17 protein-coding genes are annotated in these 21,913 nt (G+C 69.0%); 3 read left to right on the forward strand and 14 right to left on the reverse strand.

Annotated features, from left to right (window positions below; translation table 11 throughout):
* Positions 1-22: 22 nt before the first annotated feature.
* Entirely contained in the window at positions 23-217 is a 195-nt protein-coding gene (locus ACZ3IJ_RS07785) for a hypothetical protein (protein WP_137993529.1), read from the reverse strand.
* 174 nt (positions 218-391) lie between these two features.
* On the opposite strand from ACZ3IJ_RS07785, the gene ACZ3IJ_RS07790 reads away from it, so the two are divergent.
* Positions 392-2,557 (forward strand): S9 family peptidase, encoded by a 2,166-nt coding sequence (locus ACZ3IJ_RS07790; RefSeq protein ID WP_467466768.1) that lies wholly within the window; start codon positions 392-394, stop codon positions 2,555-2,557.
* Position 2,558: 1 nt separating this feature from the next.
* Here ACZ3IJ_RS07790 and ACZ3IJ_RS07795 read toward each other — a convergent pair whose 3' ends face one another.
* The 13 genes from ACZ3IJ_RS07795 to ACZ3IJ_RS07855 form a co-directional block, all read right to left on the reverse strand.
* A complete protein-coding gene (locus tag ACZ3IJ_RS07795) occupies positions 2,559-3,488 on the reverse strand; it encodes a hypothetical protein (RefSeq protein WP_467466769.1) in 930 nt (309 codons plus the stop codon).
* Between the two features lie 199 nt (positions 3,489-3,687).
* Entirely contained in the window at positions 3,688-4,731 is a 1,044-nt protein-coding gene (locus ACZ3IJ_RS07800; protein ID WP_467466770.1) for an ABC transporter ATP-binding protein, read from the reverse strand.
* Positions 4,724-5,698 (reverse strand): ABC transporter ATP-binding protein, encoded by a 975-nt coding sequence (locus ACZ3IJ_RS07805; RefSeq protein WP_352191202.1) that lies wholly within the window; start codon positions 5,696-5,698, stop codon positions 4,724-4,726. The genes ACZ3IJ_RS07800 and ACZ3IJ_RS07805 overlap by 8 nt, the downstream gene beginning before the upstream one ends.
* Before the next feature lie 6 nt (positions 5,699-5,704).
* A complete protein-coding gene (locus ACZ3IJ_RS07810; RefSeq protein WP_467466772.1) occupies positions 5,705-6,700 on the reverse strand; it encodes an ABC transporter permease in 996 nt (331 codons plus the stop codon).
* Positions 6,693-7,616 (reverse strand): ABC transporter permease, encoded by a 924-nt coding sequence (locus tag ACZ3IJ_RS07815; protein ID WP_352191204.1) that lies wholly within the window; start codon positions 7,614-7,616, stop codon positions 6,693-6,695. The genes ACZ3IJ_RS07810 and ACZ3IJ_RS07815 overlap by 8 nt, the downstream gene beginning before the upstream one ends.
* Positions 7,617-7,698: 82 nt before the next feature.
* Complete coding sequence (locus ACZ3IJ_RS07820; RefSeq protein ID WP_467466773.1) at positions 7,699-9,324, reverse strand: peptide ABC transporter substrate-binding protein; 1,626 nt, start codon at positions 9,322-9,324, stop codon at positions 7,699-7,701.
* A gap of 145 nt (positions 9,325-9,469) precedes the next feature.
* Positions 9,470-10,633 (reverse strand): ABC transporter ATP-binding protein, encoded by a 1,164-nt coding sequence (locus ACZ3IJ_RS07825; RefSeq protein WP_467466774.1) that lies wholly within the window; start codon positions 10,631-10,633, stop codon positions 9,470-9,472.
* Positions 10,626-11,684: an ABC transporter ATP-binding protein gene (locus tag ACZ3IJ_RS07830; RefSeq protein ID WP_467466775.1), complete on the reverse strand. Its 1,059-nt coding sequence runs from the start codon at positions 11,682-11,684 to the stop codon at positions 10,626-10,628. The genes ACZ3IJ_RS07825 and ACZ3IJ_RS07830 overlap by 8 nt, the downstream gene beginning before the upstream one ends.
* 17 nt (positions 11,685-11,701) lie before the next feature.
* On the reverse strand, positions 11,702-12,655 hold the full coding sequence (locus tag ACZ3IJ_RS07835; protein ID WP_467466776.1) for an ABC transporter permease: 954 nt from the start codon (positions 12,653-12,655) through the stop codon (positions 11,702-11,704).
* Positions 12,648-13,574: an ABC transporter permease gene (locus ACZ3IJ_RS07840; protein ID WP_361436229.1), complete on the reverse strand. Its 927-nt coding sequence runs from the start codon at positions 13,572-13,574 to the stop codon at positions 12,648-12,650. The genes ACZ3IJ_RS07835 and ACZ3IJ_RS07840 overlap by 8 nt, the downstream gene beginning before the upstream one ends.
* Positions 13,575-13,663: 89 nt before the next feature.
* Entirely contained in the window at positions 13,664-15,307 is a 1,644-nt protein-coding gene (locus tag ACZ3IJ_RS07845; protein WP_467466777.1) for a peptide ABC transporter substrate-binding protein, read from the reverse strand.
* A gap of 515 nt (positions 15,308-15,822) precedes the next feature.
* On the reverse strand, positions 15,823-17,724 hold the full coding sequence (gene typA, locus ACZ3IJ_RS07850; RefSeq protein WP_391798657.1) for a translational GTPase TypA: 1,902 nt from the start codon (positions 17,722-17,724) through the stop codon (positions 15,823-15,825).
* A 303-nt stretch (positions 17,725-18,027) separates the two neighbouring features.
* Complete coding sequence (locus ACZ3IJ_RS07855) at positions 18,028-20,493, reverse strand: ABC transporter family substrate-binding protein (protein ID WP_467466778.1); 2,466 nt, start codon at positions 20,491-20,493, stop codon at positions 18,028-18,030.
* A gap of 260 nt (positions 20,494-20,753) precedes the next feature.
* On the opposite strand from ACZ3IJ_RS07855, the gene ACZ3IJ_RS07860 reads away from it, so the two are divergent.
* Together ACZ3IJ_RS07860 and ACZ3IJ_RS07865 are read left to right on the forward strand one after the other, a co-directional pair.
* Positions 20,754-20,984: a hypothetical protein gene (locus tag ACZ3IJ_RS07860; RefSeq protein WP_391798659.1), complete on the forward strand. Its 231-nt coding sequence runs from the start codon at positions 20,754-20,756 to the stop codon at positions 20,982-20,984.
* A 92-nt stretch (positions 20,985-21,076) separates the two neighbouring features.
* A complete protein-coding gene (locus tag ACZ3IJ_RS07865) occupies positions 21,077-21,913 on the forward strand; it encodes a hypothetical protein (protein ID WP_467466779.1) in 837 nt (278 codons plus the stop codon).

Genomic DNA, 21,913 nt, shown 5'->3' on the forward strand with positions numbered 1-21,913 from the left:
CGGGCACCCCCGAGGACGCGGCTCAGAACTTGAGGCCGCCGATCATGCCCGCCACGTTGGTGGTGAGCGTGCTGATGGACGGGGCGATGGACGAACTCGCCAGGTAGAACCCCAGGAGCGCGCAGACCGCCGCATGTCCAGCCTTCAGCCCGGATTTCCGGATCAGCAGGAAGACGACGATCGCCAGCAGCACCACCGCCGAAATCGAGAGTGCCACGGCGGTTCACCTCCACACTTCTTCGGTCGGATATTCGGACGGTCAGTTCGGCGAGCATGTGCCAGATGTCAGGAGACCCCTACCCACCTAGCGCTACGGATCATAACTATGTGTGGCTCCGTATTGATGGTGTACGGAGGCACAGAGGGGGCGCACAGCGCTAGTTTCGGTCGCATGACCTCCACGCAACTGCCGTCGTCCCCCCTCTCGTTCCCCCGCCAGTACGCCCGGACCCAGCGCTTCACCCTGGGAGTTCCTCGCGCCTTCACGGTCTCCCCCGACGGTGAGAGGGTCGTGTTCGTCCGCTCGCCGTCCGGCACGGAACGCGCCCACGCGCTGTGGGTGCTCGATCTCGCGAGCGGGGCCGGCGGCACGGCGGGGGACGCTCCGCGCGAGCGGCTCGCGGCGGACCCGGAGGCCCTGCTCGCGGGCGCGGCCGAGGAGTTGTCTGCGGAGGAGCGGGCGCGGCGGGAGCGGAGCCGTGAGGGCTCGGGCGGGATCGTGGCGTACGCGGTGGACGCGGCCGTGGAGTTGGCGGCGTTCGCGCTCTCCGGGCGGCTGTTCGCGGCGGAGCTGAGGGCGGGGACGGCCGGGGAACTCACGGTGCCGGGGCCGGTGGTCGACCCGCGCCCCTCCCCGGACGGGCGGCACATCGCCTACGTGACCGGCGGCGCGCTGCGGGTCACGGGCGCGGACGGGGCGGGCGACCGGGCGCTCGTGGAGCCCGAGGACGCGCACACGACGTACGGGCTGGCGGAGTTCATCGCCGCCGAGGAGATGGGGCGGTACCGCGGCTTCTGGTGGTCGCCCGACTCGGACCGGCTCCTGGTAGCCCGCGCGCACGACCGGTCGGTGCGGCGGTGGTGGATCGCCGACCCGGCACACCCGGACCGGGAGCCGCAGGTGGTGCCGTATCCGGCGGCGGGGACGGAGAACGCGGAGGTCCGGCTCTACGTGGTGGACCTGGCGGGAGAGCGCACGGAGGTCGTGTGGGACCGCGAGCGGTACCCGTATCTGGCCCGGGTGCACTGGTCGGCGGACGGGGCTCCGCTGCTGCTCGTCCAGGCGCGCGACCAGCGCACGCAGCTGCACCTGGCGGTGGACGTGGCGACGGGGGCGACACGGACCGTGCACGCGGACGAGGACCCGGTGTGGCTGGAGCTGCTGCCGGGGGCGCCGGCGTGGGCTCCGGACGGGCGGCTCGTGCGGATCGCAGACGAGGGCGGGGCGCGGGTCCTGGCGGTCGGGGACCGGGCGCTCACCGGTGGGGCGCTCCACCTGCGCGCGGTCCTGGACGTCGGCGAGGACGACGTCCTGGTCTCGGCCTCGGCCGGTGAGGAGCGGGCGGAGCCGGAGACCGGGGAGATCCATGTGTACCGGGTGAACGGGCGGGGCGTGGAGCGGGTCTCGGAGGGCGTCGGGGTGCACTCGGCGGTGCGCTCCGGCGCGGTGACGGTGCTGGTCTCCGCGCGGCCGGACGCGCCGGGGAGTGTGGCGCGGGTGCTGCGGGACGGGGCCCAGGTCGCCGTGATCGCCTCGTACGCGGAGACACCGGCGCTCTCCGCGGGCGTGCGGCTCGTGGAGGGGGGCGCACGGCGGATTCCGTGCGCCGTCCTGCTCCCCACCGGTTACAGGAAAGAGGACGGGCCGCTTCCCGTACTGATGGATCCGTACGGCGGTCCGCACGGTCAGCGGGTGGTGGCCGCCCACAACCCGCATCTGACGTCCCAGTGGTTCGCCGACCAGGGGTTCGCCGTGATCGTGGCGGACGGGCGGGGTGCGCCGGGCCGGTCGCCCGGCTGGGAGAAGTCGATCAAGAACGATCTGACGCCGACCCTGGACGACCAGGTCGAGGCGCTGCACGCGCTCGCGAAGGACTTCCCGCTCGACCTCGGGCGGGTGGCGATCCGTGGCTGGTCGTACGGCGGCTACCTCGCCGCGCTCGGGGTGCTGCGGCGGCCGGACGTCTTCCACGCGGCGATCGCGGGGGCGCCGGTGACGGACTTCCGGCTGTACGACACCCACTACACCGAGCGCTATCTCGGGACGCCGCAGGAGGCTCCGGAGGTGTACGCGGCGAACTCGCTGGTGACCGACGACGGGCTGTCGGCGCCGGAGGAGCCGGCCCGGCCGATGATGATCATCCATGGTCTCGCGGACGACAACGTGGTGGTGGCCCATACGCTCCGGCTCTCCTCGGCGCTGCTGGCGGCGGGCCGCCCACATGAGGTGCTGCCGCTGACGGGCGTGACCCATATGACGCCGCAGGAGCAGGTGGCGGAGAACATGCTGCTCCTCCAGGTGGAGTTCCTGAAGCGGACGCTGGGCCTGAACCCGTAGCTCACCAGCCGGGAGGGCGGGGGTGCGGCGGTGCGGGCGGCAGCGCGGCCGCCGGGCGGCCGTGTGCGGAGCGTGGTGCACCGGGCAGGGAGAGCAGGACGAGGACGGCGGCGCCGGCGAGGAGTCCGTAGCCCGAGGTGGCGAGGGTGAGCCGGCCCTCGTCGTCGAGGGCGGCGAGCCGCTCGGCCCGGCCGGTCCGTGACGCGAGGGCGACTGCGGAGAGCCCGCAGCCCGTCATGAGCAGCCCGGCGAGCAGGCCGAGGGGGCGGGCGTGCGAGGAGCGGGCGAAGGCCGTGGCGGCGGCCGTGAGGAACAGGGCGGCGAGGGTCAGGTTCAGCCAGGCCGGGGGGACCGCGAGGGCGGGCAGCAGGAGCGAGCGGCCGCCGGTGAACCGGTCGACGGTGGCCTCGACCGGGAGCGCGGTCGCGCGGTGCACCTCCCAGGCGGCCCAGGCGAGCCCGGCGACGGCGCAGAGAACCCCGGCGGCGACGGCGGGGCCGGTGCGGGGGCGGCCCGGCAGCTCATGGCGGGTCTCGGCGGGGCGGCGGCCGGTGACGGCGGTGACGACGAGCCCGGCGGCGAGGGCGAGCGTGACGAGGGTCGTGACGAGGGCGTCGACACCGGTGGCCCAGAGGCCGGGGAGCCGCAGCGCGAGGGTGACGGCCCCGGTGACGGCGAGGGCGGGCGCGGCGAGGGAGGAGCGAAGGGAGGCGACGGCGGTGGCGGCGTACGCGCCGAGCAGGAGCGGGTCGACCAGCGAGGTGGCGGCCCGCCGGCGTAACGGGAACGCCTCCTCCCCTGCCCAGTACCAGGCCAGCCGGGCGGGAGAGCCGAAGGCCGCGAGGTCCCGCAGGACCCAGAAGACGATGACGAGTGCGAGCGCACCGCACAGCGCGGCGCCGGTGAGACGTGCCGGTCGTGTGACTGTCACGACGCCGATACTCACCGCTACCACGCGCCGAAACAAGCGGTTCCGCATATTCACCGGGCAAGCCACGAACACGGGGTGGCCGACCGGGTGTCTGGTGCTCCCGGTCGGCCTACGGCACCCGCACGGCCGTACGCTCGTGAGCATTCCGCGTTCGTATATCGGATCCAAGTCGCGCGCGTTGCCCCGGCGTTAACCCTCGCTACGGCGTCTCGTCGCCCTCTGAGGGGACCACGTGCTTCTCCTCCGCGAAGTGGCACGCGGAGTCGTGCTTCGCCGGGGTGTCCGCCAGCCGGAAGACCGCCGGGACCGCCAGTTCCGGCACCTCCAGCTCGCAGCGCCGCTGTGCCTTCCAGCACCGGGTGCGGAACCGGCAGCCGGAGGGGATGTTGGCCGGCGAGGGCACGTCCCCGGTGAGGATGATGCGCTCGCGGTGCTCCCGGGCGTCGGGGTCGGGGACCGGGACCGCGGAGAGCAGCGCCTGGGTGTACGGGTGCGTGGGGTGGTCGTAGATCTGCTCGTCCGAGCCGATCTCGACGATCCGGCCGAGGTACATGACGCCGACCCGGTCCGAGATGTGACGGACGATCGACAGGTCGTGCGCGATGAAGACGTAGCTCAGCGAGAACTCGTCCTGGAGCTTCGCCAGGAGGTTCACCACCTGCGCCTGTACGGAGACGTCGAGCGCCGAGACCGGCTCGTCCGCGACGATGATCTCCGGCTGGAGCGCGAGCCCGCGGGCGATGCCGATGCGCTGGCGCTGACCGCCGGAGAACTGGTGCGGATAGCGGTTGATGTACTCCGGGTTGAGCCCGACCACGTCCAGCAGGTCCTGGACCTTGCGCCGCCGGTCCCCCTTCGGGGCGACCTCGGGGTGGATCTCGTACGGCTCCCCGATGATGTCGCCGACCGTCATGCGCGGGTTGAGCGACGTGTACGGGTCCTGGAAGACCATCTGGATGTTGCGGCGGACGGCGCGCAGGGCCTTGGCCGAGAGCTTGGTGATGTCGTCGCCCTTGTAGCGGATCGACCCCGAGGTCGGGCGCTCCAGGTTGACGAGCATCTTGGCCACGGTCGACTTGCCGCAGCCGGACTCGCCGACGATGCCGAGGGTCTCCCCCGCCCGCAGGTCGAAGTCGACGCCGTCGACGGCCTTGACCGCACCGACCTGCTTCTTGAAGAGGACGCCCTGGGTCAGCGGGTAGTGCTTGTGCAGGTCCCGGACTTCGAGGATCGACTCAGCCACGGAGGGCCTCCTGCCAGAAGTGGCACGCGCTGCGGCGTTCCTCCGACACTTCGTACAACGGCGGCTCGTCCGTACGGCACACGTCCCTGGCCAGCGGGCAGCGCGGGTTGAAGGCGCAGCCGGGCGGGATGGCGAGCAGGTTCGGCGGCAGGCCCTTGATCGCGTACAGCTCCTGGCCCTTCTGGTCAAGGCGCGGGATCGAGTCGAGCAGGCCCCGGGTATAGGGGTGGGCGGGCGCCTTGTAGATCTCGTGGACGGGGGCGGTCTCGACGATCCGGCCCGCGTACATGACGGCGATCCGGTCGGCGACGTCGGCGACGACGCCGAGGTCGTGGGTGATCAGGATGAGTCCCATGTTGAGCTCGCGCTGGAGCTCGGCGAGGAGGTCCATGACCTGGGCCTGGACGGTGACGTCGAGGGCGGTGGTGGGCTCGTCGGCGATGATCAGGTCGGGTTCGAGGGAGAGCGCCATCGCGATCATGATGCGCTGGCGCATGCCTCCCGAGAACTGGTGCGGGTACTGCCCCACCCGTTCCTTGGCCGCCGGGATGCGGACCCGGTCCATCAGCTCGACCGCCTTGGCCCGGGAGTCCTTGCGGGACATCCCCTGGTGGACCTGGAACATCTCGCCGAGCTGGTCGCCGACGCTGATGACGGGGTTGAGGGAGGACAGCGCGTCCTGGAAGATCATCGCCATCTTCGCGCCGCGGACCTTGCGCCGCTCCTCCTCCTTGAGCTTCAGCAGGTCCTGGCCCTGGAAGAGGATCTCGCCGCCGGTGATCTTCCCCGGCGGGATGTCCAGGATGCCCATGACGGCCTGCGCGGTCACGGACTTGCCGGAGCCGGACTCGCCGAGCACGGCCAGCGTCTCGCCCGCGTCGACCGAGTAGCTGACCCCGTTGACCGCCTTCGCCACTCCGTCCCGGGTGTGGAACTCCACGTGCAGATCGCTCACTTCGAGCAGCATGGGCGGCTACCTCAGCTTCGGGTCGAGGGCGTCGCGCACCGCGTCGCCGAGCATGATGAACGCGAGCACGGTGATGGCGAGCGCGCCCGCCGGCCAGAGGAGCATGTGCGGGGCGTTGCGGATGTACTGCGAGGCCGAGGAGATGTCGATGCCCCAGGAGACGGTCGGCGGCTTCAGGCCGACACCCAGGTAGGACAGGGTCGCTTCGAGCGAGATGTACGTACCGAGGGCGATGGTCGCCACGACGATGACCGGCGCGACGGCGTTCGGGGTGATGTGGCGCAGCAGCATGCGGGAGTTGGAGGCGCCGAGCGCGCGGGCCGCCTGCACGTAGTCGTTCTGCTTGGCGGTGATGACCGAGCCGCGGGCGATGCGGGAGATCTGCGGCCAGCCGAGGAGCACCATGAAGCCGATGACGGGCCAGATGGTGTTGCTGGTGACGACCGACAGCAGGACGAGTCCGCCGAGGACGACCGGGATGGCGAAGAAGACGTCGGTGATCCGGGAGAGGACGGCGTCCGAGCCGCCACCGAAGAAGCCGGCGATGCCGCCGAGGAGCGAGCCGAGGATCGCGACGCCGAGCGTGGCGAGGACGCCGACGCTGACGGAGGTCCGGGCGCCGTAGACCGTACGGGTGTAGACGTCGCAGCCCTGGCCGTTGAAGCCGAAGGGGTGGCCTGGCTGGGAGCCCTCCTGGGCCTTGGAGAGGTCGCACTGGAGGGGGTCGCCGCTGGCGATCAGGGACGGCCAGATGGAGATGATCACCAGGAAGATGATGATCAGGCCCGAGACGATGAAGACCGGGTTGCGGCGCAGGTCGTGCCAGGCGTCGGACCACAGGGACCGGGGCTTGCCCGCGGGGCCGGTACCGAGGGGGCCGCCGGGGGTCTTCTCCAGGGACTCGCCCTCCTCCATGGCGAGGTCCGTCGCGCCGCCCGCCCCCGTGTGGTCGATGGCGCGCCCGTCGTCGAACGGCTCGTGCGGCGTAAGAGGCTCAGGCATAGCGGATCCTCGGGTCAAGTACGGCGTACAGGAGGTCGACGATCAGGTTGGCCACCAGGAAGACGAGGACGAGGACGGTCACGAAGCCGACGACGGTCTGGGTGCTCTGGCGGACGATGCCCTGGTAGAGCTGGTAGCCGACGCCGTGGATGTTGAAGATCCGCTCGGTGACGATGGCGCCGCCCATCAGGGCGCCGATGTCGGCGCCGATGAAGGTGACCACCGGGATGAGCGAGTTGCGCAGCAGGTGCCGGGAGATGACCCGGCGGCGCGGGAGGCCCTTGGCGACGGCGGTGCGGACGTAGTCGGCGCGCTTGTTCTCGGCGATCGAGGTCCGGGTGAGCCGGGTGACGTAGGCGAGGGAGACGGAGGCGAGGACGAGGCCGGGGACGATCAGCTCGTTGAAGGGGGCCTCGGGCGAGACGGCCGGCTTGATCCAGCCCCACTCCACGCCGAGCAGCAGCTGGAGCAGCAGGCCGGTGACGAAGGTGGGGATCGAGATCACGACGAGGGTGAGCAGCAGCACCGTGGTGTCGACCGGACGGCCGCGCTTCAGGCCGGTCAGGACGCCCAGGCTGATGCCGATGACGATCTCGAAGAGGATCGCGACGATGGTGAGCCGGATGGTGACGGGGAAGGCGCTGGCCATCAGCTCGGTCACCGGCTGGCCGTTGAAGGCCGTACCGAAGTCGCCGGTGAAGAGGTTGCCCATGTACGTCAGGTATTGCTGCCACACCGGCTTGTCGAGGCCGAACTCCTTCTCCAGCTGGGCGGCGGTCGCCGGGTCGCAGGCGCGGTCGCCGCAGAGGCCGGCGATGGGGTCGCCCATCACGTTCACCATCAGGAAGATCAGCAGGGTGGCGCCGATGAAGACCGGGATCATCTGCAGCAGACGCCGGATCACATAACGACCCATGAGGGGCTCCGGGGGTGTGAGGACGTCGTACGGCCCGGCGCGCGGAGGGACGCGGGGCCGGGCCGTACGCCGACGAGCTGCGTCAGTTGACCTTGATCTGGTCGTAGACGGGGACGCTGAAGGGGTTCAGCAGCACGTTGGAGACCCGCTCGGAGTAGCCGGCGCTGCCGTTCTGGTACCAGAGCGGGATCGCGCCCATGTCGTCGCGCAGGACCTCCTCGGCGCTCTGGAAGGTCTCGACGGCCTTGGCGATGTCGGACTCGGCGTTGGCCTGGTCGACGAGCTTGTCGAACTCCGGGTCGGTGTACTTCCCGTCGTTGGACGAGGCGTTGGTGTAGTACAGCGGCTGCAGGAAGTTCTGGATGAGCGGGTAGTCCATCTGCCAGCCGGCGCGGAACGGGCCCTTCATCTTCTGCGTGCTGACCTGGCTGCGGAAGTCGGCGAACGTGCCGACGGGGTTGCCGACGCAGGCCCGGTTGTTGCCGAGGGCGTTGTTGATGGAGTTGCAGACGGCGTCCACCCACTCCTTGTGGGAGCCGGTGTCGGCGTTGTACGTGATCGTCATGGTGCCGCCGGGGATGCCGCCGCCCTCGGCGACCAGCTTCTTCGCCTCTTCGGCGTTGTACTGGCAGAAGTCGCCGCAGATGTCCTTGAAGCCGCCGTCCTCGCCGAGTACCGGGGAGGTCCAGTCGACGGCCGGGGTGCGGGTCTTCTGGAAGATCTGGTCGGTGATCTGCTCGCGGTTGATCGCCATGGAGAGCCCCTGGCGTAGCTTCTCCTGCCCCGGCTTGTTCCACGCCGGGTCGTAGAAGGGGAAGCCGAGGGTCTGGATGATGCCGGCCGGCACGTTGATGTACCGGTCGCCGAGGTCCGCCTGGACGTTCTTGAGCTGGGAGGCGGGCACGTCGTCGACGAGGTCGAGGTTGCCGGCCGTCAGGTCCGTGTAGGCGGTGTTGTTGTCGGTGTAGACCTTGAGGGTCACGCCGCCGTTCTGCGCCTTGTCCTCGCCGGGGTAGTCGTCCCACCGCTGGAGCTCCATCTGCGAGCCCTTGGTGTACGAGGAGACGGTGTACGGGCCGTTGCCGACGGGCTTGTCGAGCCAGGCCGCGTGGTCGGTGAAGAAGGACTGGGGCAGCGGGGCGAAGGCGGCGTAGCCGAGGGTGTCCGGCCAGGTGGAGAACTTCTGGGTGAGCTTGACGGTGAACGTCTTGGGGTCGACCACCTTGAGGCCCGACATGGTCTCGGCGGTCGGCTCGCCCGACTCGGGGTGGACCTTGTCGTAGCCCTCGATCTGGCCGAAGAAGAACGCGTTCTTCTGATTGTTCTTCAGGGAGGCGCCGTAGTTCCAGGCGTCCACGAAGGACTGCGCGGTGACCTGCTCCCCGTTGGAGAAGGTCCAGCCGTCCTTGAGGGTGATGGTGAAGTTCGTCGAGTCGGTCGTCTCGATGTTCTCGGCGAGCATGTTCTTGGCCTCGCCGGTCTTCGGGTCGTACTGCTTGAGCCCGCGGAAGATCATGGACAGGACCTTGCCGCCCTGGACCTCGTTGGTGTTGCCGGGCTCCAGCGGGTTCTGCGGGTCACCCCAGGACGAGCTCACGATGCCGTCGGCGCCACCGCCCCCGCCGTCGCCTCCGCCGCCGCAGGCCGTCACCGTGAGGGCGACGGCGGCGGCCAGTGCGGTCCACTTGGCGTGCGTGGCTCCACGCATCAGGTGCCTCCCGAGGATCTCTGGTCACTACCAAGAGCCCCAATATCACCCCACTGGGGGCGGTATGCACCTTTACGACACCCGTAAGAAGAAACGCGTGAGGCGCCCGGCCGAATCGGCCGGGCGCCTCACGCGTCGAACTCGGTCATCCGGCGTGGACGACGTCCTTCTCCTCGGCGAAGTGACACGCCGACTCGTGCGCGGCCGGGGTGTCCTGGCCCTGGAAGCGCTCGGGGATCGCCAGCAGCGGGACCTCCGTGGAGCACTTCTCCTGCGCCTTCCAGCACCGGGTGCGGAAGCGGCAGCCCGACGGCGGGTTGGCCGGCGAGGGGACGTCACCCGTGAGGATGATCCGCTCGCGGCCCTCGCGGGCCTCCGGGTCCGGAACCGGGACCGCCGACAGCAGCGCCTGGGTGTAGGGGTGCGTCGGGTGGTCGTAGATCTGCGTGTCCGTACCGATCTCGGCCATCTTGCCGAGGTACATGACGCCGACCCGGTCCGAGATGTGCCGGACGATCGACAGGTCGTGCGCGATGAAGACGTAGGAGAGGTTGAACTCGTCCTGCAGCTTCTCCATCAGGTTGATGACCTGCGCCTGGACGGAGACGTCCAGCGCCGAGACCGGCTCGTCGCAGATGATGATCTCCGGGTTGAGCGCGAGGCCTCGGGCGATGCCGATGCGCTGGCGCTGACCGCCGGAGAACTGGTGCGGGTAGCGGTTGATGTACTCGGGGTTCAGACCGACCACATCGAGCAGCTCCTGCACCTTGCGGCGCCGGTCACCCTTCGGGGCCACCTCGGGGTGGATGTCGAAGGGCTCACCGATGATGTCGCCGACCGTCATACGCGGGTTCAGCGAGGTGTACGGGTCCTGGAACACCATCTGGATGTTCCGGCGGACGGCCTTCAGGGCGCGGCCGGACAGCTTGGTGATGTCCTGGCCCTTGTAGAAGACCTCGCCCGCGGTCGCCCGCTCCAGGTTCATCAGGAGCTTGGCGACCGTGGACTTGCCACAGCCGGACTCGCCCACGATGCCGAGGGTCTCGCCCTGGTAGAGGTCGAAGGAGACCCCGTCCACGGCCTTGACCGCGCCGACCTGGCGCTTGAACAGGATGCCCTGGGTCAGCGGGAAGTGCTTGACCAGGTTGCGCACCTGCAGGATCGGCTCACCGCGCTCGACCGGCGCCTCGATGGCGGCTACGGCCTCCGCCTCGCTCGCGGCGTCGACCGTGTGCACCTCGGTGACGTTCGGAGTCGCGTCCGCGGCCGAGCCCTCGGGCGATGTAGCAGCCTTGCTGAGCTCAGCCATGGATCGTCTCCTTCCAGAAGTGGCAGGCGCTGCCGCGGCCCGGCAGCTCCGTGCCGTCCCGCTCGGTGACCGGCGCGAGCGCCGGGATCTCCGTGCGGCACACGTCGTCCGCCTTGGGGCAGCGCGGGTTGAAGGCGCAGCCGGACGGGATCTTGAGCAGGTTGGGCGGCAGACCCTTGATCGCGTAGAGCTCCTGGCCCTTCTGGTCCAGGCGCGGGATCGAGTCGAGCAGACCCTTGGTGTACGGGTGGGCCGGGCGCGCGTAGATCTCGTGCACCGGCGACTGCTCGACGATCCGGCCCGCGTACATCACGGCGATCTTGTCCGCGACGTCGGCGACGACGCCGAGGTCGTGGGTGATCAGGATCAGACCCATGTTGAGCTCGCGCTGGAGCTCCGCGAGAAGGTCCATCACCTGGGCCTGGACGGTCACGTCGAGCGCCGTGGTGGGCTCGTCCGCGATGATCAGGTCGGGCTCGAGGGCGAGCGCCATCGCGATCATGATGCGCTGGCGCATGCCGCCGGAGAACTGGTGCGGGTAGTCGTTGACCCGCGCCGCGGCGGCCGGGATCTTCACCCGGTCCATGAGCTCGATCGCCTTGGCCTTGGCCTCCTTCTTGGAGAGGCCCTGGTGCACCCGGAACATCTCGCCGAGCTGGTAGCCGACGCTGAGCACGGGGTTGAGCGAGGACAGCGCGTCCTGGAAGATCATCGCGATCTTGCTGCCGCGCAGCTTGCGGTGCTCGTCCTCGGACATCTTGAGCATGTCCTGGCCGCGGAAGAGGATCTCTCCCTTGGTCACGAACCCCGGCGGGGTGTCGAGGATGCCCATGATGGCCTGCGCGGTCACGGACTTGCCGGAACCGGACTCGCCGAGGACGGCGAGGGTCTCGCCGGCGTTCACGGAGTACGAGACGCCGTTCACGGCCTTGGCGACACCCTCACGGGTGCGGAACTCCACGTGGAGGTCGCGTACGTCGAGCAGCGGACCGTCGTGGGTCGCGCCGTCGCGCGGCGCGGGGACGCTCGCGGTTTTGTCGATGGTGGTCACTGCGTTCGTCCTTACTCTCAGCGCAGCTTCGGGTCGAAGGCGTCACGGACCGCGTCGCCGAGCATGATGAAGGCGAGCACCGTGATGGTGAGCATTCCGGACGGGAACAGCAGCGGGTGCAGCCCCTGGGAGATGCGCTGCTGCGCCTCGGAGATCATCACGCCCCAGGAGATGGCCGGGGGCCTGATGCCGATGCCGAGGAAGCTCAGCGTCGCTTCCGCGCCGATGACGACACCGAGGGAGATCGTGGCGACCACGATCACCGGGGTGACGGAGTTCGGCATGACGTGACGGAACATCAGCCGCCAGGTGGAGGCACCCAGCGAACGGGCCGCGGCGACGTAGTCCGCCTGCTTCACCTGCATGACCGCGCCGCGCATGACGCGCGCCATGGACATCCAGCCGACGACGGAGAGCGTGATGACCACGGCCATCACACCGGCGTTGCGCATGCCCTTCTCGTCACGGAAGTTGTTCAGGATGACGATCGCGGCGAGCAGCAGCGGCAGTCCGAAGAAGACGTTGGTGACGAACGAGAGGAGGGCGTCCGTCCACTTGCCGAAGAAACCGCCGAGGACACCGACGAGTCCGCCGATGAGCAGCGAGAAGATCGTCGTCAGCACACCCACGATCACCGAGTTGCGGGTGCCGTAGATGGTCTGCGAATAGACGTCGCAGCCCTGGAAGTTGTAGCCGAACCAGGCATCGCCGCTGGGGCCGGCCATCGAGTTCTTCAGGTCGCAGTCGAGCGGCTCGACGCTGGTGAAGAGGCCCGGGAAGGCGGCGATGGTCAGGATGGCGAGGATGAGGACCGCCGACACCAGGAACATCGGCCGGCGGATCAGGTCCCGGAACGCGTCCTGGGCGAGACTGCGCGGCTTTTCCTGCTTGTTGACGGCCGGACCCGGCGCGACGGTCCCGGCCATGCTCTCGGTGTAGGCCTCTTCAGGCGCCTTGAACGCGTTACTCATAGCGAATCCTCGGGTCAAGCACGGCGTACAGCAGGTCGACGATCAGCGCGGTGATCAGATAGACGAGCACCAGCAGGCTGACGAATCCGACGACCGCCGGTCCGTCCTCCACGTTGAGCGAGCTGAACAGCTGGAAGCCCACACCGGGGATGTTGAAGATGCCCTCGGTGACGATGGCGCCGCCCATGAGGGAGCCGAGGTCGGCGCCCAGGTAGGTGACCACGGGGATCAGCGAGTTGCGCAGCACGTGGATGCCGATCACTCGGCTCTTCGGAAGGCCCTTGGCCTTCGCGGTCCTGATGTAGTCGGCGCGGAGGTTCTCCGCGACGGAAGCCCGTGCCAGTCGCGCGATGTACGCGAGCGAGACGGAGCCGAGCACCATACCCGGCAGGAGGTAACTGATGAATCCGTCGTCGGTGCCGGCGACGGGGAACAGTCCCCATTCCTGCCCGAGGAAGGTCTGGCCGACGTTGCCGAGCACGAAGATCGGGATGGCGATGACGGTCAGGGTGGAGACGAGCACCAGGTTGTCGATGAAGCTGCCGCGGCGCATGCCCGCGAGCACACCGGCGACGACGCCGATGACGAGCTCGAAGACGAAGGCCACGCCGGCGACCTTCAGCGTCTCGGGCCAGGCCTCGGCGAGGAGCTCGACGATGGGCCGGCCCTGCGCGATGGACTCACCGAAGTCACCCTGGAGGAGACCGCTGAAGTAGTACCAGTACCGAATGAGGAAAGGCTCGTTCAGGTGGTACTGCTCGGTCAGCGTCGCTCTGATGTTGTCAGGTACTGGCTTCTCGCCGTACAGATTCTGGATGGGGTCGCCACCCATCTGCGTGACGAGAAAATAGACGATCAACGTGGTGCCGATGAAGACGGGCACCATCTGAAGGATTCGTCGGATGACGAACCGGCCCATGGGTCCTCCTCGCGAGAAGCGGGGGGGGCCGGTGTTCCGGCCCCCGCCGCCGTTCTCGACTATTCGTTTGGGTCAGATGCCTGAGGCTGTTAGGCCTGCGAGATCTTGGTGACGTCGACCCGGTTGAAGAGGTCCATCTCGACGTTCGCGACCTTCTTGCTGTGCGCGAACACGTTCTTGCCGAAGCGAAGCGGGATCACCGGCATGTCCTGGACGAGGACGTCCTCGGCCTGCTGCCAGAGCTTGATGGCCTCGGCAGGGGTCTTGGCGGCGCGGCCTTCCTCGACCAGCTTGTCGAACTGCTTGTTGCTGTAGCCGTAGTAGTTCGAGGAACCACCGGTGGTGAACAGCGGGCCGAGGTAGTTCTCCATGGACGGGTAGTCCATGATCCAGCCCATGCGGAACATGCCGGAGAACTTCTTCTGCTCGACCTGGGTCAGCAGCTCGGCGAACTGCGGGACGGCCTGGCCGACGCAGTCGACGCCGAGGTTCTTCTTGACCTGGTTGCAGGTGGCGTCCACCCACTCCTTGTGACCGCCATCGCCGTTGTAGCCGATGTTGATCTTGTTGCCCTCGATGCCGCCGGCCTTCGCGAGGAGAGCCTTGGCAGCGGCCGGGTCGAACTTGCAGGACTCACCGCAGGTGTTGTCGCGGTAGCCGCCGACGACCGGGGAGACGAAGGAGCGAGCCGGGGACTGCGAGTCGTTGAAGATCACCTTGGTGATCTCCTCGCGGTCGATGGCCATGGAGATCGCCTTGCGGATCTCCGGCTTCGAGTACTTCTTGTCGTAGGTCGGGAACGACACGAACTGGAAGGTCGAGGCCGGGGACGACTTGAAGCGGTCACCGAACTGCTTGGGAGCGTTGGCCAGCTCGGAGGTCGGAACCTGCGGGATGACGTCAAGGGCGCCGGCGACGACGTCCTTATACATCGTCTCCTGCTTCTGGTAGATCTTGTACGTCACCGAGTCCACGTTGGGCTTGTTGGTGCCCGTGTAGTCAGGGTTCTTGACGACCTTGATCGCCTTGTTGTGGTCCCACTTGCCCTCGATCTTGAAGGCGCCCTGGCCGATCGGAGCCTCTTCGTACGCCTTGATGTTGGCGATCGCGGCGTCCGGCAGCGGGTAGAAGACCGTGTAACCGAGGACGGTCTTGTAGTCGGCGAAGGGCTTCGCCAGCTTGACGGTGAAGGTGGTGTCGTCCACGACCTTCAGGCCCGACAGCTCCTTGGCGGAGGGCTCGGGAGCCTTCTTCGGGCCCTCCTCGCCGTCCGGGTCCGCCGGGTTGAGGGCGTCGTAGCCGTCAATGGTGGCGAAGAAGTAGTTGCCGTCGGCCGCGTTCGGGCCGTAGGCACCCCAGTTCCAACCCTGGACGTAGCTCTTGGCGGTCACCGGGGTGCCGTCGTGGAACTTCTGTCCCGGCTTGATCTTGATGGTCCAGAGCTGGTTGTCCGTCGTCGTGATCGACTCGGCAGCGTCCTCGACCGGCTGGTTCTTGTCGTCGTAGCTGACGAGCGGACGGAACAGCGCGTCCAGCACCTGCGAGCCCTCGGACTCGGTCGTCGTCTGCGGGACGAGGCGCTTCGGCTCGGAGATGCCGACGCTCACAGCGCCGCCGGCCTTCGCCTTGCCTTCACCCTCCCCACCCTTGTCATTGCTGCCGCCACAGGCGGTTGCTGCCAGGGCCACGACGATCGCGCCCGCTACCCACTTGGCGCTCTTGGCACCGCGCATGGGTTCCTCCTCATGAGTCCACTTGTCACTACAAGGGGGGCACTTCGAGTTCGCCGACACCCCTGACGGCATTGGACTCAAGTGCCCCTAGTGTGCTCGTGAGTCGACACTCCCCACAGTGCGTGACCCATTGACCCGAGCTCAATGGAGCCAACTATTAAGTACGTCCGGGCTGTAAACCACACTTAAGTGGTCTCGTTTTGGCAACATCAGCAAGGGCCTTGAGACCGAAATCCGGACAAACTGATCACAGACAGACACCCCCGAAACGGACCGTTAACACACGTTCCGGAGAGCGACGTCCGGAAATCGAACAGTGGGACGGGAAATCGGTTTGACGGCTTCCCGCCCATCCGAAGTGTCAGATTCGCCACGCTGTGCCCCTCGGGCCGGGGGTCCGGAGAGGATCCGGGGAGGGGGGCCGGGGAGGATCCGGGGAGTGCTCCCAGGGGCTTCCGGAAACGACGACGGCCCCCGCGGGAATCCCGCGGGGGCCGTCGTCGGTGTGGCTCGGATCAGCCGTTCTTGGCGCGCGACGCCGTGCGACCGCGCTGGTTCTGGTCCAGGACGACCTTGCGGATGCGCACGGCCTCCGGGGTCACCTCGACGCACTCGTCGTCGCGGCAGAACTCCAGCGACTGCTCCAGGGAGAGCTTGCGCGGCGGGACGATCGCCTCGAAGGAGTCGGCGGAGGAGGAGCGCATGTTGGTGAGCTTCTTCTCCTTGGTGATGTTCACGTCCATGTCGTCGGAGCGCGAGTTCTCGCCGACGATCATGCCCTCGTACACCTCGGTGCCGGGGTCGGTGAACAGGACGCCGCGCTCCTGGAGGTTGGTCATCGCGAAGGCGGTGACCGCACCCGCGCGGTCGGCGACCAGCGAACCGTTGTTACGGGTCGTCAGGGTGCCGAACCACGGCTCGTGGCCCTCGTGGATCGAGTGGGCGATGCCCGTACCACGGGTGTTGGTCAGGAACTCCGTACGGAAGCCGATGAGGCCACGGGACGGAACGACGAACTCCATGCGGACCCAGCCGGAGCCGTGGTTCGACATGTTGTCCATGCGGCCCTTGCGGACACCCATGAGCTGCGTGACCGCGCCCATGTGCTCCTCGGGCACGTCGACCGTGAGGCGCTCGACGGGCTCGTGGATCTTGCCGTCGACCTCCTTGGTGACGACCTGCGGCTTGCCGATGGTGAGCTCGAAGCCCTCGCGGCGCATCTGCTCGACCAGGATGGCGAGCGCGAGCTCACCACGGCCCTGGACCTCCCAGGCGTCGGGACGCTCGGTGTCGAGGACGCGGAGCGAGACGTTGCCGATCAGCTCGCGGTCCAGACGGTCCTTGACCTGGCGCGCGGTGACCTTGCGGTTCTTGACCGCGGCCTTGGCGTCCGCACCCTTGCCCGTGCCACCGCGGCCGACGAGCGGCGAGGTGTTGGTGCCGATGGTCATGGAGATGGCCGGCTGGTCGACCGTGATCAGCGGCAGCGCGATCGGGTTCTCCGGGTCGGCCAGGGTCTCGCCGATCATGATGTCCGGGATACCGGCGACGGCGCAGATGTCACCGGGGCCGGCGACCTCGGCGGGCTTGCGGGTGAGCGCCTCGGTCATCATCAGCTCGGTGATGCGGACGTTGGAGATCGAACCGTCACGCTTGATCCACGCGACCGTCTGGCCCTTGCGCAGCTCGCCCTGCTCGACGCGGAGCAGCGCGATACGGCCGAGGAAGTTGTCGGCGTCCAGGTTGGTGACGTGCGCCTGGAGCGGGGCCTCCTCGTCGTACACCGGGGCCGGGACGTGCTCCAGGATGGCGGAGAAGAACGGCTCCAGGTTCTCGGAGTCCTGCGGGACCGTGCCGTTCTCCGGCTTGGTCAGCGAGGCGATGCCGTCACGGCCGCAGGCGTAGACGATCGGGAACTCGATCTGGTCCTCGTCCGCGTCCAGGTCGAGGAACAGGTCGTAGGTCTCGTTGACGACCTCGTCGATCCGGGAGTCCGGGCGGTCCGTCTTGTTGATGCAGAGGATGACGGGCTTGCGCTGCTGGAGGGCCTTGCGCAGCACGAAGCGGGTCTGCGGGAGCGGACCCTCGGAGGCGTCCACGAGGAGGACGACCGCGTCCACCATCGACAGACCACGCTCGACCTCGCCACCGAAGTCGGCGTGACCGGGGGTGTCGATGATGTTGATCGTGATCGGGGCCCCGCCGTCCTTGGGGTGATACTTCACCGCCGTGTTCTTGGCGAGGATCGTGATGCCCTTCTCACGCTCCAGGTCGTTCGAGTCCATCATGCGGTCGTCGAGCTGCTGGTGGGCGGCGAAGGCACCGGCCTGCTTGAGCATGGCGTCGACGATGGTCGTCTTGCCATGGTCGACGTGGGCGACGATGGCGACGTTACGGATGTCGTGGCGCGTGGGCATGGGTGCTTGCGCTTCTCTCGGATCGTGGGATGCGGCGTCAGTTCCTCTTACGCCCGCCGGGCGGACGCGCCACGGCTATGTCCTATGGTACGGGGCCGCCGCGCAAGGGGCTTCCCCGCCTTGATTCGAGAAGGTCTGCCGGAGGCGTGGGGACACCTCGGTGGTGCGGTGCACTGGGGATGAGGAGGAGCACTGGGCGTGCGGAGACGGCCGGGTCAAGGGGCCGGACGTGATCCTGCCCGCCGGGGGCACCGGCGGGCAAGGAAATTGAGCTGCATCTGAGGTTGTGACCTGCGGTTTCGCCTACTTGGTGGTGCGCTCCGCGCCCTTGGCGGATTCGGGCTTCTTGAACCCGATGTCCTGGTAACGCGGGGCCGCGAAGCCCCAGGCGCCGGCGTTCACGAGCTCGGGCTTGGCCGCCACCAGCTGGGGGCGCTGGTAGAGGGGAATCGATCCGGCGGCGGCCCAGATCCGGGCGTCGGCCTGGCGGACCAGGTCCAGCGCCTCCTTCTCGTCGAGCGTGGACACCGCCTGGTCGAACAGTTGGTCGATCCGGTCGGTGCCGACACGGGAGTAGTTCTGCTCGACCAGGAGGGAGCCGTCCGAGGCCGCCTCGGGCTTGGCGTAGATCGGCCGGGCGTCGGTCGCCGGGAAGGCGGAGGCGGGCCAGGAGTAGAGGGCCAGGTCGTAGTCGCCGGAGGCGATGTGGTCCTTGAAGAAGCTCTCGTCGGCGACCTTGGTGACCTCGGTGCGGATGCCGACCGCGTCGAGCATCCGGACGATCTTGTCCCCGACGGCGCGGAGCGACTCCGAGCCGGGACCCGAGGGCAGGACGAAGCGGAGGTTCAGCGGTTCGCCGTCCTTGCCGAGTGCCTGGGACGCGCCCGCGGGGACGGCGGGGGCCGCGGTGCCGCGCGGGGCGTAGGCCCCGGGGGCACCCTGGTCGGGGCGGGCCGGGTTCTGCGCCTTGGCCTCGGTGCCGCCGGAACCGTCGGCGCGGGCGGCGGGCTCGTTGTCGAGCAGGGCGGCCCGGTGCAGCAGACCGGGGGCCGGGGCGACGACGGTGGTGCCGTTCTCCGGGCCTCCGGTGCCGATCACGGGCTCGCCCGCGGTGGCGGCGGCCGGCTTGTCGTCGCCGACGATGTAAAGGCCTTCGTCGGAGGCGGCGTCGGCGGCGTCGGGCTTCCCGGCCTCCTCGGCCGAGCCGGCTCTGGCCTTAGGGTCGGCCTTCTCCGCCTTCTCGGCCTTCTTCTCCGCGGCCTTCTTCTCCGCGGCCTTCTTCTCCGCGGCCTTCTTCTCCGCGGCCTTCTTCTCCTCGGCCGCCTTCTCCTCGGCCTCGCTGCCGGCCTTCGTCCCGGCGGGCTTCTTGTTCGCACCGCCGGGGACCCAGCCCGCGTCCGCGAGCAGCGCCCGCGCCTCCTTGGCGTCCTGGTCGCCGAGCGCGTCACTGCTGTCCGCGTACGCCGCCTGTCCCGCGAGAGCCAGGTGGCTGCCGGGGGGACGGGCGGGCAGCCCGAGCGGCTTGAGTACGGCTTCGGCCAGTTCCTGGCGGTCGAGGGCGCGCGCCACCGCCCGGCGTACCCGCTCGTCCGAGAGCGGGCCGCTCTCGCCGTTCAGGGAGAGCTGGGTGTACGCGGGCTCCAGGGACTTGCGGACCACGAACTTCCCCAGGGCCCGCTGCTCGGCCGCGTACCCGTCGATGGCCTGCTGGTTCTTCTCGCGCGCGGCCTGAACCGCCTGCGCCTTGCCCTCGTCGGAGCCGTTCGCAAGAGCCCAGGACTTCAGGGCGGCCGACGGGGTGATCGCGGCGCCGGGGCCGTGGGCGAGCGGCTGTCCCGCACTCCGGCCGGCCTGGGCGTCCCGCGCCGCGAGGGCGATGCGGTCGGCGGCCGACCGATCGATCTCGGCCAGATCGAGCTTGCCCGCGGCGAGCGCGGCGAGACGCTCGTCGCGAGGCACGGCACGCAGGACGACCTGGTCGAGCTTGGCGGACTGGCCCCACCAGCGGGGGTTGCGGACGAGGGTGACGGTGGCGGCCTTCCTGTCGGCGCCCTTCAGCAGGAACGGTCCTGCAGTCGCCTTCAGGGTGGTGCGGGCGCCGTCGTTGAAGGCGTTCGGGGTCCCCGTCACCTCCTTCGGGTAGAGGGGCGTGAAGAGGGACTGCCAGTCGGCGTACGGCCGGGCGAAGGTGACCCGTACCTCCAGGTCGTCCTTGCCGCGCTCGATCTTCTCGATCCGCTCGTAGCCGGAGTTGCGGGCGGTCCAGTACGCGGTGTCCCGGCCGTTCAGAGCCCGCCACTGCGCGACGAAGTCGGGCGCGCCGATCTCCCGGCCGTCGCTCCACACCGCCTGCTGGTTGAGCTTGTAGAGGACGACCTGCTTGGGCTCCGTCTCGATCACCTGCGCGGACTCCAGATAGTCCGCGTTGCGCCGGGGCCGGCCCCGCTCGTCGAGGGTGTAGAGCGCGGGGAGCACGGCTCCGGCGACGCGTGACGTCGCTCCGTCGGCGTCGGCCTGGAAGGCGTTGAGCGTGGTCGGCATCGCGTCCACGGCCCAGTTCAGCGTGCCGCCGTCGGCGACCTTGTCGCGGGCCGCCGGAGCGTGGTCCGGGGCGGCGGCCGGGGTCTCGTCGGCCTCGTCACCGGAGCTGCATCCGGCGAGGACGGTGATGGCGAGCACCGCGCTGGTGAGCGTGGCGGCGGAGCGGAGCGTGCGGGAGCGGGGGCTCCTGGAGCATGTCCTCCCGCGAGGGGCGCCGACCTGGGACATGACTTGTACCCCTTCGTCCAGTTTTATGGCATTTGGAGATGATCACACCTATTGCTCATACACTGAAAGCGACGTAACGGATCCGGCCACGCCGACACGGCGGCGGGGCGGCCAAACCCCACCCGTGCGGCCCAACCGCCGGGCGGCGCGGCTCACCGGACGAGTGGAATCCCGTACACATGGCTTCACAAGCGGGATGTGACGCGCGACACTCTCAGGCGCGTGTTCGCCACCCGCACTCGCGGAAGTGAGGGCAACCCATGTCCGTTCAGGATGATTTGGCGGCTGTCAAGCGCTGCCTCGAAGACCTGGTCCGCACGGTCGGACAGCTGGAACGCAGCGTCGCGGCGGAACGGGGCGCCACCGCGCCACCGGCCGCCGGCCGGCCCGAGAACCTCGTGACGATCCCCGACACGCCCTACGACAGCGCGCTCTGGGGATCGGACACGGACGACGAGGGCCTGGGGGCACGCGACCGGCGGGCACCCTAGGCGCACCCCCAGGGCCCGCGGCCTCCGGGAGAGCGGCAGCCGCTGGAGGCCCCAGGAGACCGACAGTCGGAACGCTCCCGAGGAGACCGACCTTGGCCACAGGAACCGAACCGCCGTCCACAGGGAGGGGGGTGCGCGCCACCGGCGTGCACTCCCCTTCCCGTGCGGCCATCGCCCCACGCCATCTGCGCACCGACCGCTGGTGGCTGGCGCCGGCCGCCACCGCCGCCGGACTGCTCGCCTTCGTCGCGTACTCCACCTGGCGAGCCTTCGCCAACAGCGACTACTACGCGGCCCCGTACGTCTCGCCCTTCTACTCGCCCTGCCTTGCCGAGAACTGCGTCCCGATGCGGGGCGGGCCCAACTGGGAGATCTTCGGCAGCTGGTGGGGCCTCTCCCCCGCCCTGCTGATCCTGGTCTTCCCCCTCGGCTTCCGGCTGACCTGCTACTACTACCGCAAGGCGTACTACCGGGGGTTCTGGGCCTCGCCCCCGGCCTGTGCCGTCGCCGAACCCCACCGGACGTACACCGGCGAGACCCGCTTCCCGCTGATCCTGCAGAACATCCACCGGTACTTCTTCTACACCGCGCTGCCGGTCGCCGCGATCCTCACCTACGACGCCGTGCTGACCTTCCGGGACTCCTCGTACGCCTGGGGGCACGCGGGTCTGGGAACCGTGATCTTCCTGATCAACACCGTGCTGATCTGGGCGTACACCCTCTCCTGCCACTCCTGCCGGCACATCGTCGGCGGGCGGCTGCGGCACTTCTCCCGCCATCCCGTGCGCTACCGCATGTGGAACCTGGTCGGGAAGCTCAACGCCCGTCACATGCTGCTCGCGTGGGCCTCGCTCATCTCCGTCGCGGTCTGCGACCTGTACGTGTACCTGCTCGCCACCGGCACCTTCGACGACCCGAGGATCTTCTGA

Source organism: Streptomyces sp. NPDC013317 (genome assembly GCF_055563155.1).

Coding starts and splice junctions, on each gene's coding strand:
- ACZ3IJ_RS07820 (WP_467466773.1), bottom strand. CDS start 9,324: ATGCGTGGAGCCACGCACGCCAAGTGGACCGCACTGGCCGCCGCCGTC.
- ACZ3IJ_RS07810 (WP_467466772.1), bottom strand. CDS start 6,700: ATGCCTGAGCCTCTTACGCCGCACGAGCCGTTCGACGACGGGCGCGCC.
- typA (WP_391798657.1), bottom strand. CDS start 17,724: ATGCCCACGCGCCACGACATCCGTAACGTCGCCATCGTCGCCCACGTC.
- ACZ3IJ_RS07855 (WP_467466778.1), bottom strand. CDS start 20,493: ATGTCCCAGGTCGGCGCCCCTCGCGGGAGGACATGCTCCAGGAGCCCC.
- ACZ3IJ_RS07835 (WP_467466776.1), bottom strand. CDS start 12,655: ATGAGTAACGCGTTCAAGGCGCCTGAAGAGGCCTACACCGAGAGCATG.
- ACZ3IJ_RS07815 (WP_352191204.1), bottom strand. CDS start 7,616: ATGGGTCGTTATGTGATCCGGCGTCTGCTGCAGATGATCCCGGTCTTC.
- ACZ3IJ_RS07845 (WP_467466777.1), bottom strand. CDS start 15,307: ATGCGCGGTGCCAAGAGCGCCAAGTGGGTAGCGGGCGCGATCGTCGTG.
- ACZ3IJ_RS07840 (WP_361436229.1), bottom strand. CDS start 13,574: ATGGGCCGGTTCGTCATCCGACGAATCCTTCAGATGGTGCCCGTCTTC.
- ACZ3IJ_RS07790 (WP_467466768.1), top strand. CDS start 392: ATGACCTCCACGCAACTGCCGTCGTCCCCCCTCTCGTTCCCCCGCCAG.
- ACZ3IJ_RS07825 (WP_467466774.1), bottom strand. CDS start 10,633: ATGGCTGAGCTCAGCAAGGCTGCTACATCGCCCGAGGGCTCGGCCGCG.
- ACZ3IJ_RS07860 (WP_391798659.1), top strand. CDS start 20,754: ATGTCCGTTCAGGATGATTTGGCGGCTGTCAAGCGCTGCCTCGAAGAC.
- ACZ3IJ_RS07805 (WP_352191202.1), bottom strand. CDS start 5,698: ATGCTGCTCGAAGTGAGCGATCTGCACGTGGAGTTCCACACCCGGGAC.